The sequence below is a fragment of the Shewanella sp. SR43-8 genome, from assembly GCF_014163775.1.
GTDB lineage: Bacteria > Pseudomonadota > Gammaproteobacteria > Enterobacterales > Shewanellaceae > Shewanella > Shewanella vesiculosa.
Genome location: NZ_JACJDX010000002.1, coordinates 108722 through 127488, shown reverse-complemented (window position 1 = coordinate 127488; position 18767 = coordinate 108722). Strand labels below are relative to the sequence as shown.

The following is an 18767-nucleotide window of genomic DNA, read 5'->3' as shown; positions in this document are numbered from 1 at the left end:
TTGTGCACTACAGCAGCAATCATCCTGATTATTAACGGTTTTGATTGATGATTTACGGCAGAGTCCATAGAATGAATTAATCTCAAATTAGCGGGTCGCCCATGCTTACTTTAATTCAATCTAATCAGATGGAAGTGTTATCTGAACAACTGGCCAAACTATTGGCTATTCGCTTAGATAACGTCAGTTTATTAGCCTGTGAGCATGTGTTAGTTCAAAGCCCGGGGATGTCGACTTGGCTGCGTTTAGAAATCGCTAAACACAATGGTATAGCCGCCGCATTATCGTTCCCACTACCCTCGAGCTTTACCTGGCAATTATGCCATGACTTGCTGCCCGATGTGCCAAAAGATAATGCCTTTACCAAAGCGGCAATGACGTGGAAATTAATGGACTTATTGCCAAGTCTGCTAGATAACCCAGACTTTAGCCCGCTCAAACAGTACTTATCACCTCAAGTTGATTCTCCAAGTGATATTACTGATACAGATATCGATGCGAATACTGGTACTGATATTCATACAGCAAACACCCACGCCATATTGCAGCTCAATCAGTCACATGACGCGATTAAGCTATTTCAATTGTGTGGCCGCATTGCCGATATTTTTGACCAATACTTAGTTTATCGTCCCGAGTGGATTTTAGCGTGGGAGCAAAATCAGCCATTATCGAGCCTAGACAATCGCTTAACGTTAGATGAAAACCAGCAATGGCAAGCGATCCTGTGGCGAGCATTAATCGATTATAACCAACATCATTTACACGCAAGTCATTATCATCGCGCCAATTTACATGCCGATTTAATTGCAACCTTGGCTAATCCAGATACTGACTTATCCATGTTGCCGGCTCGATTATACGTGTTTGGTATTTCATCCATGCCGCCACAAACCCTCGATGTGCTGTACCATTTAGCCAGTCGCATTGATGTGATTATGCTGTCTCTCAGCCCTTGCCAGCATTATTGGGGTGATATTATTGAGCCGAAAACCCGTGCCCGCATGGCGTTGCAATATGCCAATAAAAAACAACTCGACCAAGACTGGGAAGACAAGCTAGAAGTAGGTAATCCTATACTGGCCAATAATGGTCAAATGGGCCGTGAACTACTGGATTTATTACTGTCGTTACCGCCAGAGCACACCGATTTTGGTTACGACTGTTATGTTGAACCTGAGCCGAATAATCTGCTGCACGGGGTACAATACGACATTTTACAAATGGAAACACTCGGTCAACCATTAGGGCCAAATGCCAGTTTGTATCAAGATATTGATGCTCGCCGCACCTTATTGCCAAGTGATGACTCTATTACCTTACGCAGTTGTCACAGTGCCTTGCGTGAAGTTGAAACCTTACATGATCATCTTTTAGAATTATTATCAAACAACAGCGACTTAAGCCCTAAAGACATAGTGATCATGATGCCCGATGTTGCGGCCTATGCGCCGTATATTGATGCGGTATTTGGCACCGCCAACAGTCAGTATTTTGCCGACAAAAATCCGCATAAAGGCGATTACTACATTCCCTACGCCATTGCCGACAGGGGCGCAGCGCAAGAGTCACCGCTGATTAATAGCTTTTTAAGCCTGTTAAATATCAATCAAAGTCGCTTTGGCCTCACTGACATGATTGGTATTTTAGAAGTGCCGGCTATTTTGCGTCGTTTCCAACTCGATGATGACGAATTGTCGTTAATCCGCCGCTGGTTAGATGATGCCAATGTCCGTTGGGGCCGCAGTGAACACACTCGAAGCCAACTGGGTGTGCAGCCTTTTACGCAAAACTCATGGGCATTTGGCATTAAGCGTTTAATACTGGGTTACGCCTTTAACGACGATGCCGATATTTATCGCGATACCTTAATGGTGCAAGGCATTGAAGGTCAGTCATCTCAGGCATTAGGTAAGTTGCTCAATTTCTTAGAAACCATCGACACCTATTTCACTTTATTTGCCAATGACTACAGCACCGCAGAGCGCCTTGAACAATTACAACAGCTACTCACCGATTGCTACGACACCACAGATGACGAGCGTGAACAAATCCAAGCCATTCGAGATGCATTAGTCACCCTAGATACCGAGCTTGAAAGCGCCGGCCATCAAGGCCAAGTCGATATTGAAGTCCTAAAACAGTGGTTTAATCAACGCTTAACTGAATCTCGAGTCGGCCAGCGTTACCTTGCTGGTAGCGTGAATTTTTGTACTTTAATGCCAATGCGATCAATCCCCTTCAAAGTGGTGTGCTTGCTGGGCATGAATGACGGCGTCTATCCGCGGATTCAACATCCTGTCGGGTTTGATTTAATGGCTCATTTTGGGCCTGAAAAAGGCGACCGTTCGCGCCGATTAGACGACCGCTACCTATTTTTAGAAGCATTACTGTCTGCCAGAGAGCAGCTTTACATCAGTTATATTGGCCACAGTGAGCGCGATAATGCCGAACGTATCGCCTCAATGTTAGTGTCTGAATTGGTCGAATATTGCCAACTCAGCTACCTACCGCAATCCTTACAGCAACAGCTTGAACAGCAAGTAGAAATCAATCTTGATGATGCTGATAAAGCCGTACTGGCACAGCTTATTCAAGCACAACCTTTGCAGCCGTTTGACGCTAAACTTTTCCGAGAAACGCCACAATCGGCTGATAGTGTCAGTAAACTGCAACACAGTTTTAATGCCCAATGGTGTCCGCCAGCCGCCAATGCGACCATTAACAACCACTTTTTTGAGCAAGCATTACCCTTGTCGGCCGAACAGGCTGATGAAGTGTTCGCCCATAGTCACATCAATAGCGATGGCATTAAAGTGGTCGAACTCGAATTGTCGGCATTAATCCGTTTTTATCGCAATCCTGCGCAATTCTTTTTCAACCGCAGTTTAAAAGTTGATTTATCACTGGATATTCAAGCCGATGACAATGACGAGCCGTTTAGCTTAAATGCACTCGAGCGTTATTTATTGCAATCACGCATGCTCGATAATGCCATTGAACATCAACTCGACAGCCCAGATCACGAATTACTCAGCAAGCTCAAAACCAGCGGTGAATTGCCCATGGCGCCGTTCGACGACTTGTTAATTAATCAATATTTACGCGATATATCGCCGTTGATTAATCGGGTGCAGTTTTTACAAGATCAACAAACCATGCACACGCTGAATGTGGATCTTAACTTTGATCTACCGATGCAGGATTTACCTGCAAGAGCAGATCCAAGCCAATCGTCCACAGTGCGAGTCAATCTTGTCGGCCGTATTGACGATATTTTGCCTAAAGGCTTAGTCAATTACCGCCCTGGCGCTGCCCACGGACGCGATTTTATTCGGGTGTACTTACGCCATTTATGCATCAACGCTATGGCCAATTCGTCCACCGCGGGCATGGGTAAAAATCAATTTAGTTACTTACTCGACATTGGTCATTTTCATGCCTTTGCGCCTATCACCGCCGAACAAGCGCAGGCGCAACTCCTGCGCTTTATCAGTGGTTTCATTCAAGGGCAAACTCAACCCTTGTGCTTTATGCCTAAAACGGCTTTTGCCTATGTTGAAACCGATGGCGACCATGAAGAAAAGTTACTCAAAGCCCAGCAAAAATGGGATGACGGCCAAAACCAATTCGGCGAAGGCCACGATCCACATAACCAGCGTTTATTCCATTTCCCAGAAGACTTTAGTGAAGCGACATTTGGCGCATTAGCCAGCCATTTACTGCAACCGATGTTAAGCCTGTATCACAAAGATAAACTGGCAGAATTAGACACCTTTGTCAGTGGCGCCGCAGTCGATATTCAAGCGCAACTCATTGCCAACGCAGCTAAACCAGGAGAGCATTAATGGACGCTATTACCGTGACACCGCTTAATGCCCTCACCTTACCTTTTAATGGTTCCAGCTTAATTGAAGCCAGTGCCGGTACGGGGAAAACCTATACCATTTCGGGTTTATACTTACGCTTATTGTTAGGCCACGGTGGTAAAGCGCCATTAAGTTGTGAGCAAATTTTGGTGGTAACCTTTACCAACGCTGCCACAGAAGAACTCAGAGACCGTATTCGTAAACGGATTAACTTAGCGTTTAAACGCTTTTTAGGCTTAGCCGTCAATGATGAGTTTATTGAACAGCTTTACCAAGACACCTTGGAAGATGAACGTCCTATTGCGTTAAGACGCTTAGACTTAGCGTTAAAGTCGTTAGATGAAGCGGCCATTTTTACCATTCACGCCTTTTGCCAACGCGTATTGTCAGACATGGCATTTGAGTCGTCACTGCTATTTGAGTCCGAATTTACCCTCGACGACAGTGAGTTTTTACACCATGCAGTGCGCGATTTCTGGCGTGAAGTCTGTTATCCATTACCGCCCTTTTTAGCCCAAGCCATTAGTGATGTGTTTGCTGAACCAGACGTGTTAGCACAAAAGCTGCGCCCGCTATTAGGTGCAAGCCAAGCTGTGTTGTCAAAGCAACCGCTGGCCTTTGAAACCCTACAACAGCAGCTAAGCCAAAGCATCAGCCGCTTTACCTTATTGTGGCAAAGCCTGCACGACAGCACTCTTGAATTATTGCAATCGCTACCATTAAACGGTCAACGTTTTGGTAAAGGCGCCGACGGCTACCCTAAACTAAGTCAACTGTTTGATAGTATTAGTAACTGGGTAAAATTTGGCCAAGGATTACCGCCAATAAAAGCGCTGGAGCAATTGGCATTATCCGAGCTTAAACTCAATAAAGGGGGCGTTATTCCCACTGCTGCTGAAGCGCCGTTGCTGGATCATATCGAGCGCTTGCTTGAGTTAATTAATCAGCTTATTCCGTCTTTTTTAGTACGCGCCCGCGAGGGGATTCGTCAACGCTTTGCTGGCCAAAAACAGCAACGTAATTTAATGACACCCGATGACCTATTACTCAGCTTAGCCATGGCGCTCAGCCAAAACCCGATCACCCTAGCCCATGCTATTGCTAAGCGTTTTCCGGTCGCATTAATTGATGAATTCCAAGACACCGACCCTCTGCAATTCACCATTTTTAATCAGGTATATCAACAGCCGCTAGCATCGCAACTGGACTTAACCACAGCGACCACTGTGCACAGCCCAGCTAATGAAGACAATAGTAATGACAACAAAGCTAACGACGCCAGTAAAGGTCAGCTGAGCTTATTAATGATTGGCGATCCTAAGCAGGCGATTTATGCTTTTCGTGGTGCCGACATTTATACCTATATTGCCGCGCGCCAACAAACACAGGCCCATTATAATCTTGACACCAATTACCGCTCATCGACTCAATTAGTCAATGGGGTTAATCAGCTGTTCAGCCAGCACCAAGACCCGTTTATTAGCCAAGCTATTCCCTATGATATTGTTAAAACCCCATCATCGGCAGCCAATAAAAACCTGAGTGAAGCCACAACCAATCCTGCCGCTCTGCGGATCCGATTATTAGCCGAAGACGATGTTAATGGCCTCAATAAAACCAGCGCAAGACAACGCTTGGCCGCAGATGCTGCCAGCGAAATAAAGCGCTTACTCACCGAAGCGCAACAAGGGTTATGCCGAGTGAATACCAACCTTGAGCAGGAAGGTAAAGCGCTTATCGCCAAAGACATAGCCATATTAGTGCGCGACCGTAACGAAGCCGCCGTGATGAAAGCGGCATTATCAGCACGTAAAATTGGTGCAGTATTTTTAAGCCGAGACAGTGTGTTTAACACCATTGAAGCCCGTGAAATGGCTATTTTATTGTATGCCTTAGCCACGCCTAAAGATGAACGCGCTATCCGCGCCGCACTGGCCACTGAGCTTGTCGGGTTTAATGCCCAACGGATCCATCAATTTAACCAAGATGAAGAACAACGCCAACAGGTATTAGATCAATTCACTCATTGGCATCAGTTGTGGCAACAACGCGGCGTTATGCCTGCGCTGCTTAACTTTGCCAGCGAAACAAAACTGATCCATCGTTATCTGTCGCAATCTGTCACGGCTGACATCAATAGTGTTAATGAACATAACGCTAATGCTCACAGTGATAGCACTTATAGCAGCAATAGTGACAACAATAGTGACAATAGCTTTAATGATGTTGATGACGACAACGCAGCAGATCTTAAAGCCTCTGGTGAACGACGCTTAACCGACTTTAGGCATTTAGCCGAATTACTGCAGCAAAAGGCCACTGAGCTCGATGGTAGCAGCGCGCTTATCAATTGGTACGAGCAACAACTGATTGGTAACAACGGTGGTGATGAGCAGCAACTGCGCTTAGAAAGCGAACAGAACTTAGTGCAAATTGTCACTATTCATAAAAGTAAGGGCTTAGAATATCCGGTATGTTTTGTGCCGTTTGTCAGCCTAGCCCGTGGCAATAAAAAACGCCCTGCACCTATGATGTACCATAAAAATGAGCAGCTCATTTGGGATATCGACGCCACCGACGAAGGCTGGGAACAACTCAAACAAGAAACCCTCGCTGAAGATTTACGCCTACTGTATGTGGCGCTAACGCGGCCGGTTTACGTGTGTTATTTGTATATTGCCAACCAAAGCCGTCAGTTAAAAGCGGGGATCAGCAGCCAATTACCTGAAACAGGCATCGGTTATCTGTTGGGCATTACCGACAAGAAAACTGACTTTGCCCTTATTCAAGCCAAAGTGAATGCAATTGCCACCTTACCAGCGATGAGTGTGGAATGCTTAAGCAACGATATTGACGATTCTGTGCTCGCCGATATCCACGACAATAATGAGCCGCTAGCGGCCAAAAAAGTCACTCGAGTACAGAGCCTTGCATGGCGCGTGGGCAGTTATTCTGGCTTAGTGAAACATCTGCCTCACGAGAGAGTCGCGCCCGGTGCCGACGATGAAGATTTCACCGATGAGTTAATCCAATTACAGTTACAAGATGAGCTCACCAGCGAACCCGTACTTGATCGCTTTACCTTTGAACGTGGCGCCAACGCCGGTAGTTTTATGCATTTAGTGTTAGAGCTGTTTGATTTTACCCAAGCAGACACTGAACTGACACCTGCGCTAACGAAAGCCATGAAACAATATGGATTTGACGAAGCCCTGTGGCAACAGCCGTTAATGGACTGGTATCAGCAAATATTGGCAGCGCCGCTGTTTATCGAGACATTGTCAGAGGACACATCACTGACATTAAGCCAATTAGGCATCAAGCAAAAAATGGTCGAAATGGAGTTTTATTTGCCTATTTCAACCTTACAAGCGTCGCAATTAAATCATATTTTGCAGCAACACGGTTATGTCGCCGGACTCGACTTTGATACCTTAAAAGGCATGTTAAAAGGCTTTATCGATTTAACCTTCGAGCACCAAGGCCAATTTTATATTGCCGATTATAAGTCCAACCATTTGGGTGATAACTATAGCGACTACACTCGCTCAGCCATGGCTAAAGCCATTGATGCTCATCGCTATAATTTGCAATACATCTTGTATACCTTGGCGTTGCATCGTTACTTATCGCTTAGATTACCAAACTACAATTATCAGCAACATATTGGCGGCTGCTATTACCTGTTTTTACGTGGCATGCATCCTGAGCATCCTGGCGCGGGGGTATTTTATGACAAACCACCGCAAGCATTAATCGAACAACTCGACCGCTTATTTACAGGTAATACAGACAATCGTGCGCCGGAGACGTCATCATGCTAATACTCACCCATCCAATCACTGAGTTATTGCACCTTTGGCAAGAACAGCGGCTCATTACCGCACTCGATCGTCATTTTGCTTTAGAGCTGGCCAATATTGAAACCATCAATAACGATCCCGCAATAAACGAGCAGCCGCAACTGTTCTTGCTTGTTTGCGCCATGCTCAGTCAGCAATTGTCTAATCAGCACAGTTGTTTAGTCATCGAGCAAATTGATTTAACCAATCCCATGGCAGAGGACAGCCGCGGCAACGCTGAAATCAATTGTCGGATTGAACTTAACCATCAACAATTGATTGAACAAATCGTGCTATTTGATGCCGTCGGCCAGCCCGGTGACAACAAACCGATGATTTTTGAACATGGGCGCTTATATTTAAATAAATACCACTTCTTTGAAACTCAAGTGGCGGCTAAGTTGACCCAGTTAGCCAATCAACAAATTGAAATCGACCTAGCTAACAGTAATCTGCCGCAACTGATTGAATGCTTATTTACCGCAGAAGACAGCAATAGCAGCCAGTTTAATTGGCAAAAAATTGCCACGGCCACAGCGTTGGCCAAAGCATTAGCAGTGATCACTGGCGGCCCAGGAACCGGTAAAACCACCACAGTAACCAAGCTATTATTGTTACTGTTAACCCAATCGCCGCTAACAATCCGTTTAGTCGCGCCTACAGGTAAAGCGGCAGCAAGGCTAAGTGAGTCTATCAAGGCATCTAAACATCGATTACTGCAACAGCTAACTCAAGTCAGCGACCCAGCATTGGCGAAAGTATTAACAGATTCGCTAAAACAAATACCAGAAGAAGCCTCAACATTGCATCGACTATTGGGGGTTATCCCAAACTCATATCAATTTAGGCACCATCAGGATAATCCGTTGCGCTTAGATTTACTGGTGGTCGATGAAGCGTCGATGGTCGACTTACCCATGATGTATAAATTACTCAGCGCCCTACCGTCTCATGGCCGCTTAATATTGTTAGGCGACCAAGATCAACTCGCATCCGTAGAAGCTGGCGCAGTGCTCGCGGATATTTGTGTTGGCTTAAAACAAGCTAACCCGCAACAAACATCACCATGGTCAATGCGTTACAGCGCCGCACAGGCAAAGCTCATTGAGCAATTAACCCAACAAGATGTCAGTCAGTTTATTCATCAACAGCCTAAAATTGGTGACAGTTTGTGTATGTTGATGCACAGCCATCGTTTTAAAGGTGATGCAGGTATTGGGTTATTGGCCAATGCGGTTAATCAATCAAATGTGCATGCGATTCGCCAAGTATGGCAAGATAATCATGCTGAATTGAATTGGTTTGAACATCAGCATAATGCCCAGGGAGATAACACAGGTAAACAAGCATTATTGGCATTATCGGTACACGCTTATGGTGACTACCTTAATTTGGTACTACAGAATCAACAGGCCATTATCGATCAAGCGGATCGGCAAGACAGCGCCATAACACTGCCGCATGCTGAACAAACCATCATCGACAGCTTTAATCAATATCGAGTCTTGTGTGCCATGCGGGCAGGTGAATTTGGGGTTGAGGGCATGAACATCGCCATCACCGACAGCCTTAAACACGCCAAACTGATTACTCCTCAAAATGAGTTCTATTTAGGCCGACCGATCATTATTCAAAGTAACGATTACAACTTAGGCTTATTTAATGGCGACATTGGTTTAATCTTGCAAGACAGCACTAAGCCAAGCCGCTTAATGGCCCACTTTGTCATGGCCGATGGCAGCCTGCTTAAAGTATTGCCCGCACGCTTACCAAGCCACGACACTTGCTACGCCATGACAGTACATAAAAGCCAAGGCAGCGAGTTTGATAAAGTCAGCTTTGTATTGCCACATAAACCAAGCTCCGCCCAATGGCAACTACTCAGTAAAGAACTGCTTTACACCGCCATCACCCGCGCCAAAAACCATTTCTATTGCTTAGGCACGGCAATGATATTTGAAAAAGCCAGCAAACAAGCGACATCACGAGCATCTGGGCTAGCTTGGAGATTGTGGGGCTGATTTTAAGAGAAATAACATGAACGCTATTCAAGAGTAAGCAAATCTGCACTATCACAAATTCGTCGGGACCGAATTTGAACAGCTTCAGCTGGCCTAAAGATGAGCGCTATGGGTGACAGCGAATAAAATCTGCCAGTGCACTTATCTGGTTTGTTGGCCATTTGAGCAAGCGGCTCATTCAAGCAACGCATAAGCCAACTCATTCCAAGCCCACTCATTAAAGTGGGCTTCTATTATCGTCTTTTGAACAACTTATAGGCAGCTAGAGCGAGTTTACCTCAACTTATTCACTTAAAAAAGAAGCTAACTCATCAACATGAGATTGAGTTTCATTGATGAGTAGGCCTATTTGAACCGCGGCGTCATTTGACGTTTTCGCAAGATTACGAACTTCGTCCGCAACAACGGCAAATCCACGTCCGGCTTCACCAGCTCTTGCTGCTTCGATGGCTGCATTGAGGGCTAATAGGTTAGTTTGATCGGCGACCGCATTAATGGTCGTTACTGTATTTTGAATTTTACTCAACACTATAGACATAGCACTGTGCGTTTCGGTCACTAACTTATTACGAGAAGAAACATTACTACCAAAAACAATATACTTAGAAATATTTCCATTCAAATCCGTAATTGAAGAAATAACACAATCTAAAATCACTTCATTCCCTTGATGAGTCAGTTTCATCATGACTGCTGTCGGTTCGCCTCGTTGGATCATCTGCGTACGAGAATGGTCTAAGTGGTCTTTTAAATTCCCCACTACTGTTTGCATTTGTATATCGTCGTATAAATTTAACTGCTTTTTAGTATAATCATTAGCCGAAATAAACTGACCACTTTGATTAAACTCTAGCACTGCCGAATGACTGCTTATTGCATCTCTTTGATTAATCTGTTCTAACACAATACGTTTAATTTCACGCACATCAGAGCTCACACCAACAAAACCTGTGTGCTCACCCTTGTCATTAAAAATCGGATTTACTGCCAATACAATCCAATATGGCACTCCATTTTTATCAAAATTCAATATCTCTTCATAGAAGGCTTGTTTTGCTTTGAGTTTTTGAGATATGCGCTTAATCGTTTCTTTGTCGGTTTGTTCTCGTTGCAAAAGTATACCGGGTTTTTTGCCCTTTGCTTCTGCAAGGGTCAAGCCTGAAAGTTTTTCAAAACCAGGGTTTACATATTCAACTAAACCATTTTTATCAGTGATCAATACACTAGTGCTAGTGTTACTTACCACCTTTGATAACATTTCAAATTGCTTAATGTGCTGGTTTTGCTCTTGATGGGATAATACATAGGCGGTGAACTTTTGATTACCAGAATTTATTTGATGGCGCGCCACATGAACATAGACCTTATCCTGCTCAGATAAACAAAGTAGGTGTTCTTTATTGTTAAGCCCATTTTTTAACGTTCTCTGTAAATTGATATCTGCTTGATTTAAATAAATAGAGTCAGTATTTACGGGATCTAAATTAGCTGTTACTAACTTTTCATTGTTATCAAATACAACATAGGCCTTGCCACTGAAAGCTAATAACTCTTGCCACACACTTTCAGTTAATAACGGTGTTGATACAGCATCAAACGTATAAAGTGAGCAAGACTCTAAGTTTTTATAAGTCAGTTGGATAACTTGCTGACTAAGGAGTAGGTTTTCATCACAGCGAATAGTTTTGCTGCTACTGTCATAACGAGTAAGCAATAAAGTAAAGGTTTGATTATGACCAGCTTGTTTTAAGCGCTTGCTTAATTGATTAAAAGCATCATTAACGACAATAATATTTTGCTGAGCATCGACCACAACAGCAGCTGACTGATGCGTGGTAACTAGCTGCAATGCCAGCGCTTTCCGACTAATTTTCGAACTAAACCACATAATAGATCTCTAATAAAAAAGTAACAACGTCAATACGTTAGTCGAGCGTTAATCGATCACTATTTAGGGTCTCAGTATTGGGGTCATCGCAATAACTGGTTTAGTCTTTAAATCATTACATTGAATATATAACGGGTAAAAAATATTGCTCTTATTTGAGAAAAATAACAAAGCCAGCGATTTTTATGATGATTGCGCAAACACTCTTAACTGCAGTTGCCACTCACTAAAGGATAATAAAAATAGCGCCGAATAAAGCAAATATGCGCTTACCTCCTATACTGTTATTTAAGACACACCATAGTGTGCCAGTAACCTTAGTTTTTATAAAAAACTGTAGCTTGAAAAAAGCGAGGAGGAAGCATGATTAATCACGTTTGGGGACTTGTACATCATCCTGATAAAGAATGGCGCAACATAAGTAATGAGCATGAAACGGTCAGTCATTTGTACACCAGTCATGTACTGTGGTTGGCGGCAATCCCAGTGGTCAGTACTTTTATTGGTACGACACAGTTTGGCTGGACTTTTGGTGGTGAAGACACAATCAAGGTCTCAATGGAGAGCGGTTTAAGCCTAGGAATTTTATTTTATGTGTTAATTTTAACGGCAGTGACAATAGTCGGTAGTTTGATCCATGGGTTGGCGCGTAAATACCCTAATTGCCCAAGCAGAAATGAATGTATTGTCTTTGCTGGTTATATTGCCACACCGATGTTTTTAAGTGGCCTGTTTGCGATATACCCTATGATTTGGTTATGTACACTCGCCTGCATTATGGGCATTTGTTATACAGGCTATTTACTCTATCGTGGTACACCAAGCTTTTTAGGCATAAGTAATCAACAGGGCTTTATTATATCAAGCACGACGCTAGCCATTGGTGTATTAGTACTAGAGGTTTTACTAGCCGCCGTTGTATTGCTGTGGAGTCTTGGTGCAGACAATACCATTATCTGGAACCTATTCAGATAGACCATATGTTGTGAGCACATCGACAGAAAACGCCTTAACAATTTGACCAAAGATACATGAGCTGTTAAGCATGAAGTTGAGTATCAGGAGATGAAAACCTGCTACTCATTTTTATGATGATATACTTGATAGAGCGAAACCGCTGAGGTTTTAGGCTTGTGCAACTCTTGGGATAGGACGCGATTTCGCGCGGCCTATCTTACTTAGCCAAGGAAAGCCCCAAAAAGTGGTTATTATTGCATTCGTCAGTAAAGATGGTAGTCATCCTTAATTCGATACTAAGAGATGGTTTTATTTCTAGTTTAGAAGTTAAACCTTAAGTACACAACTAGCGCTTGCAGTTTGATGCACCTTGATGCACCTTATAGTCGTTTCGCTCTAGATGCTCACAGTATTCTGTTAAGACAGGTAATGCCCTGACAACACATTTGAATAATGATCCAAACTCAGTTGTGATTTTTAGCCAGTTTTTAGCTGAGATGTTGAGTCTATTTAGAATATAATCTCTCAAAAAATGATCGTAGTTTTTTTGATTGCTCAGTATTTATAGTAGATTTGATTTATATCTGGATGCTTGTAACGTCTGAGGTTTAAGGTGTTGAACCTATTCAGGCGCTAAAGCCAATTTATTGATAAAAATTAGTTGACCACTAAAACATAGCCCCTAGCGCTTTAATACATAAACACCTATTGGGGTTTTTAGATGCAAGTTCAAACTATCTAATGACTGTATTTTCCATTCAATAATCTCATCACCTGAAGTTACATAAAGGATATTATCCTCTCTATAATAACTATATGCCTTACGACCTTGCTTTGAGAATATTTCGATTATTCTAGTATCTTCAATTACGACAAAGTTACCACCGTCTAAAAAGTTAGAACTATCATCTTCGTACTGTACTTCGGTTAATTGCCATTTGCCATTAATTTCATCTTTATTTGCTGAAGACTCAGGAATACAGCCCATAGAAAAAATTAAAAACAAAAAAGTAACACTTAACATTTTTAAAATAGATTTCATTTTATAAAAAATCCGTTGAAGTTATTTTAGATGGGGCACTTGCAAGCATTCGACCTAAACCATCAGGCAGTTCAGACAATTTATACTTTCTTTCGCTCGATGTTGCACTTACTTCTTTTTGATTATGATCTTTAGTTATAGTAACCATTGTTTGAACAAGCTCTCGCTGCCCCCAAGGATGAGGAGACCATTTAAAGTCATATTTAAATATTACTTCGTAACTCCATCCTCTATTCACTCTAGGATACGGAATCTGAGCTTGAAGCTCATCCTTAATTATCGCGGCTAAAGAACCTATAGCAATGCCAGCCATTCCCCCAGTAAAAACCGTCACTCCGACAGTAAGAACAGTTGTGCCTAAGTGACCAGAATAACGTATTGCTTTTTCCCACTCAAGATTCCAATTTGTTGCAGATGCATCTGTTGGAAATTTAAATGTATGCGAAGAATAACTTTTCAGGTTCTCCTTTATAAAACAATTTGGCTGTTTACCTACGCCCATCCAATTTCCTGAATCAGACCAATTTAAACGATTATGGCATTTGATCTCTAATTTTTTTCTTTCTGCACTAGTTATTTTTGCCGGACTTGCTAACGTAACAGCCATAATAATTCCCTTTATTAATCTCTATCCAAGGTGAATAAATATTGAAAATGCAATACTCATTACAATTAATGAATATCATAATGATACATTCAACACACTTTAATACTTAACAATTTAGCAAGCTCTTGAGTGCCAAACAATTATCATTTGTAATGTATTATACAAAACGTCTTCCATCCAACCCATTTTTATAGCTATCAGATTTAACAGCATCGAGCACTACACTCAATCAATATGATGAGTTGGGCGTACTCTCAGGATTAACCTCACCATAAACCTCTTCAGGATCGACATCATTAATCAATAATATTTCCCTGACTGTTTCAATGTGATCTAAAATCTTTTGGTAATCATCACCATACTCATATTTAGTCACTTCAATTGATTTTGGCATGTAAGTAAACGCGATTTTCAATGCGTTTAGCGCCGATTCACTTATTTTGTCACTCATATAAAAGGTCCTTATCTGATAGTTTGAATTGATAACATCTAACTCAGCATTCTGCCACTAGGTAGCGTTGAAATTGATTATGTCAACAAGCGCACAAGCGAGACCAGAATTCAACTGTGCCTCTTTTACAGGTAAACAACTTAACCTCTTTGAACTCAGATTACGATAGTTATTTATGATCACTTACTTATAGAATATTTAATTTAATCATAGTATTGGATGTTAATTGCATTCAGGGTAATTCAAGTACAGACAAGGTAGCAAGTTTATTTATCTGCAAAATTACAAGACAGTATCAATTACTCAATAACTATAAAAATTAATAGCTTAATAGATATAATTAAAACTGAAACCCACTTGTAAACAAATTGTAACCCAGGTGTTACTTTATGTTCATTATAAACCTCTATGTTATGGCTAGGTCCTTAAATAACTTAACTACAACGTAGGGTAATATGAATATGCTCAAACAAGGCTTATCAGTGGTTATCGCTAGTATATTGTCTTCGGCAACATACGCTGGTTCTGCAACCGCAGCGACAACGACTGACACACAACTCAATAATGCTTGGTATAAAGACGGCCAAGCAACCATCACCGAAAAATTACAACAATCAAGATCAACAAGAGCAAAAAATGTCATCTTGTTTGTTGGCGATGGTATGGGTATTTCTACACTTACCGCTGCTCGGATTTTAAAAGGACAATTAGCTGGTAATTCTGGTGAAGAAGGTTACTTAAGCTTTGAAACATTTCCTTATTCAGCTCTAGTTAAAACATACAATGTAGATGCACAAACACCAGATTCAGCTGGCACCATGACAGCCATGATGAGCGGCTTAAAATCAGACGCTGGTGTTTTGGGTGTTGACGAAGACGTCGTTCGTGGAAGTTGTGCTTCCGTTAAAGGTAACGAAGTCGTAACGGCTCTAGAGTTAGCCGAAATAAAAGGCTTGTCGACGGGTGTGATATCAACCGCTCGTATTACCCACGCAACGCCAGCCGCCACATATGCAAAATCAGCAGACCGTGACTGGGAAGATATCTCAGATATGGATATTGACAATAATGCTGAACGTGCAAATTGCGAAGATATCGCATCTCAACTGGTTAACTTTGAAAAAAATCTAGAACAACGTTATACCGGAGTTGATGTAAATGGTATTGATGTTGTTATGGGCGGCGGACGTCGACATTTTCTCCCTAAAGACGCCGCATTTAATAGTGTTGATGCCGTTAGCGCTATTGAAGGCGATCGAACCGATGGACGTGATTTGACCGCAGAATGGAGCGCTATGTATCCAAATGGTAAATACGTTATCGACCAAGCTGGATTTGATGCCATTGATACCGAAACGACTGAACGTGTTTTTGCTTTATTCAATGAATCTCATATGCAATACGAAGCTGACCGAGGCAATGATATTGCCGGCGAACCAAGCCTTTCTCAAATGACCGACAAAGCCATTAAAGTATTGGATAACAACCCAAAAGGTTACTTTTTAATGGTTGAGTCTGGACGAATTGACCATGGACATCATGCTGGTAGTGCAAGCACAGCCCTTAATGACGCTATTGAGTTTTCAAATGCCGTTCAAGCGGCATTAGATGCAACAAATGATGAAGAAACGCTCATTATTGTCACCGCCGATCACAGCCATGTGTTTACGATTGCTGGCTATCCTAAACGTGGTAATCCTATTTTGGGTAAAGTTGTTGGTATTGGTGCTTCTGAGCCTAGTGAAGATTCAGACGGTAATCCTTACACCACATTAGGTTATAGCAATGGACTGGGTTTCAGAAACTTAGGCGCTGAAACAGATGGCGACGCATCATATGCTGCTGAAGCTGTCGCTGGCCGTCAAGACATTGCCGCAATCGATACAACAACCCCAGGTTATCACCAAGAAGTGACTGTTCCATTAGATAGCGAAACTCACGCGGGGGAAGATGTTGCTATTCATACATCAGGCCCAGGTGCGCATTTAGTTCAAGGTATTGTTGAACAAAGTGTCGTATTCCATTTAATCAATCGTGCTCTTGGTTTAGTTGGTCAATAGACCCTATAAGGTTTTTATGATGAATAAATTTATATTATCAACAATAACAGTTTCTTTGGTTTTTGCATTATCAGCTTGCGGCGACAACGGTGACAATGGCACAGATGGAAGCAACGGCATCAATGGTTCAAATGGATCAAACGGAACGAATGGTACTAACGGAAACAACGCGTTAATAACACAAACTCCCTTGCCGGTAGGTAATGAAAATTGTCTCAATGGTGGTGTGCAAATCGACTCGGGTATCGATACCAATGCTGATACCGTTTTAGATGCGTCTGAAATAACATCCACTCAATATGTATGCTCGCCTGCCGCAACCTCAGTAAATGATAGCGAACTGCTGAGCAGTTTAAATAACTCATGGTTTAAACAAGGTGCTGCCGAAATAGAAACGGCGGATGATGTTTGGAAAAAAATAGATAGCCAATTAGTAAATAATGCCAACGTATCGATTGCAACAGCATCTACCGCGGCTGAAATAACAGCACTTAAAGGCTCAGCTAAGAACGTGATTTTATTTGTTGGTGACGGTATGGGTATTTCAACTGTAACCGCCGCGCGTATTTTAGATGGTCAAAATAAAGGCATGATGGGTGAAGAAAACCAATTAAGCTTTGATAAGTTCCCATTTTCTGGTTTAGCAAAAACCTACAACGTTGATGCACAAACACCAGATTCTGCAGGAACAATGACAGCAATGATGTCGGGCATTAAAACGGATGCTGGCGTGTTAGGTGTTGACGAAAATGTGGTTCGAGGCAATTGTGCTAGCACTAAAGGCATTGAGATGATTACGGCCTTAGAATTAGCTGAGATTGCAGGTAAATCAACGGGGGTTATTTCTACCGCACGTATTACCCACGCGACACCTGCTGCGACTTATGCAAAGTCAGCAGATCGTGACTGGGAAGATATCTCTGATATGGATATTGCCAACAATCCTGAACGCGCTAATTGTGAAGATATTGCATTACAGTTAGTCAATTTTGAAGCCAACTTAGAAGCTCGATATACCGGTGTAGATGTTGATGGTATTGAAGTTGTTATGGGTGGTGGTCGTCGTCATTTTTTACCTAAAGATGCAGCATATAATAGTAATGACGCAGTCAGTACGATTGAAGGTGACCGTACTGATGGCCGTGACTTAACCGCCGAATGGCAAGCTAAGTATGCAACAAGTGCTTATGTATATGACCAGACTTCATTTAATGCTATCGACACTGAAACAACACCACACGTATTTGGTTTATTTAACGAATCACACATGCAATACGAAGCTGATCGTAAGAATGATATTGCTGGTGAACCTAGCTTGTCAGAAATGACAGCCACTGCCATTAAGGTGCTTGATAATAACAACAAAGGTTTCTTCTTAATGGTTGAATCTGGTCGAATTGACCATGCTCACCATGCCGGAAATGCTTACAACGCGCTAAATGACGCGATTGAGTTTGCTAAGGCTGTACAAGTAGCGGTTGATGCAACTAGCCAAGAAGACACCTTAATTATTGTTACAGCAGATCACAGCCATGTATTTACCATTGCAGGCTACCCTAAACGTGGTAACCCAATATTAGGTAAAGTGGTTGGTATTGGTGAGACTGAGCCAAGTTTAGCCTCAGACGACATGCCTTATACAACGTTAGGTTATGCCAACGGCCTTGGTTTTAGAAATTTAGGCGCACAAACCGATGCTGATGCAAGCTATGCAGCTGCAGCAGTAACAGGCCGCGTTGACTTAACCGATGTTGATACATCAACTGCTGGGTTCCACCAAGAGTCGTTAGTACCACTCGATAGTGAAACGCATGCGGGTGAAGACGTTGGTGTTTTTGCTGTTGGACCTGGTGCCCAATTAATAACAGGAACTAATGAGCAAAGCTTAATATTTCACGTAATGGATTACGCAGGCAACCTTTCAGGTACAGCCCAGTAAAGAAGTAAAACGTTATCAATAAAGAATAGGGGCTTGCCCCTATTCTTTAACGTTTAGCTTCCACCTTGATACTTAATCAGCCAAAAAGATG

10 protein-coding genes are annotated in these 18767 nt (G+C 42.4%); 6 read left to right on the top strand and 4 right to left on the bottom strand.

All coding sequences use genetic code 11. The features are described 5' to 3' along the window. The first annotated feature begins 101 nt into the window (after positions 1-101). The 3 genes from recC to recD are packed head-to-tail and all read left to right on the top strand — an operon-like array spanning position 102 to position 9732. Positions 102-3848, top strand: a complete 3747-nt coding sequence (gene recC / locus H5114_RS02960; RefSeq protein ID WP_182722151.1) for an exodeoxyribonuclease V subunit gamma — start codon at positions 102-104, stop codon at positions 3846-3848. Next, positions 3848-7693 (top strand): UvrD-helicase domain-containing protein, encoded by a 3846-nt coding sequence (locus H5114_RS02955; RefSeq protein ID WP_182722150.1) that lies wholly within the window; start codon positions 3848-3850, stop codon positions 7691-7693. Before recC ends, H5114_RS02955 begins: the two co-directional genes overlap by 1 nt. Continuing rightward, the gene (gene recD / locus H5114_RS02950; RefSeq protein WP_182722149.1) at positions 7687-9732 is read left to right on the top strand and encodes an exodeoxyribonuclease V subunit alpha; all 2046 of its coding nucleotides are present in this window, start codon (positions 7687-7689) and stop codon (positions 9730-9732) included. The genes H5114_RS02955 and recD overlap by 7 nt, the downstream gene beginning before the upstream one ends. Before the next feature lie 283 nt (positions 9733-10015). On the opposite strand, the gene H5114_RS02945 is transcribed toward recD, so the two are convergent. Beyond that, complete coding sequence (locus H5114_RS02945) at positions 10016-11620, bottom strand: methyl-accepting chemotaxis protein (RefSeq protein ID WP_182722148.1); 1605 nt, start codon at positions 11618-11620, stop codon at positions 10016-10018. 363 nt (positions 11621-11983) lie between these two features. On the opposite strand from H5114_RS02945, the gene H5114_RS02940 reads away from it, so the two are divergent. Next, on the top strand, positions 11984-12595 hold the full coding sequence (locus tag H5114_RS02940; protein ID WP_124016455.1) for a Yip1 family protein: 612 nt from the start codon (positions 11984-11986) through the stop codon (positions 12593-12595). A 664-nt stretch (positions 12596-13259) separates the two neighbouring features. Here H5114_RS02940 and H5114_RS02935 read toward each other — a convergent pair. The 3 genes from H5114_RS02935 to H5114_RS02925 form a co-directional block, all read right to left on the bottom strand. Beyond that, positions 13260-13619 (bottom strand): lipocalin family protein, encoded by a 360-nt coding sequence (locus H5114_RS02935; protein ID WP_182722147.1) that lies wholly within the window; start codon positions 13617-13619, stop codon positions 13260-13262. 1 nt (position 13620) lies between these two features. Beyond that, the gene (locus H5114_RS02930) at positions 13621-14226 is read right to left on the bottom strand and encodes a hypothetical protein (protein ID WP_182722146.1); all 606 of its coding nucleotides are present in this window, start codon (positions 14224-14226) and stop codon (positions 13621-13623) included. Between the two features lie 229 nt (positions 14227-14455). Next, positions 14456-14677 (bottom strand): penicillin-binding protein, encoded by a 222-nt coding sequence (locus tag H5114_RS02925; protein WP_182697004.1) that lies wholly within the window; start codon positions 14675-14677, stop codon positions 14456-14458. A 455-nt stretch (positions 14678-15132) separates the two neighbouring features. Here H5114_RS02925 and H5114_RS02920 point away from each other — a divergent pair, with 455 nt between their 5' ends. Further along, positions 15133-16737 (top strand): alkaline phosphatase, encoded by a 1605-nt coding sequence (locus H5114_RS02920; protein ID WP_124016450.1) that lies wholly within the window; start codon positions 15133-15135, stop codon positions 16735-16737. 19 nt (positions 16738-16756) lie between these two features. Beyond that, positions 16757-18676, top strand: coding sequence for an alkaline phosphatase (locus tag H5114_RS02915; protein ID WP_404717399.1), 1920 nt, complete (start codon positions 16757-16759; stop codon positions 18674-18676). The last annotated feature ends 91 nt before the right edge of the window (positions 18677-18767 follow it).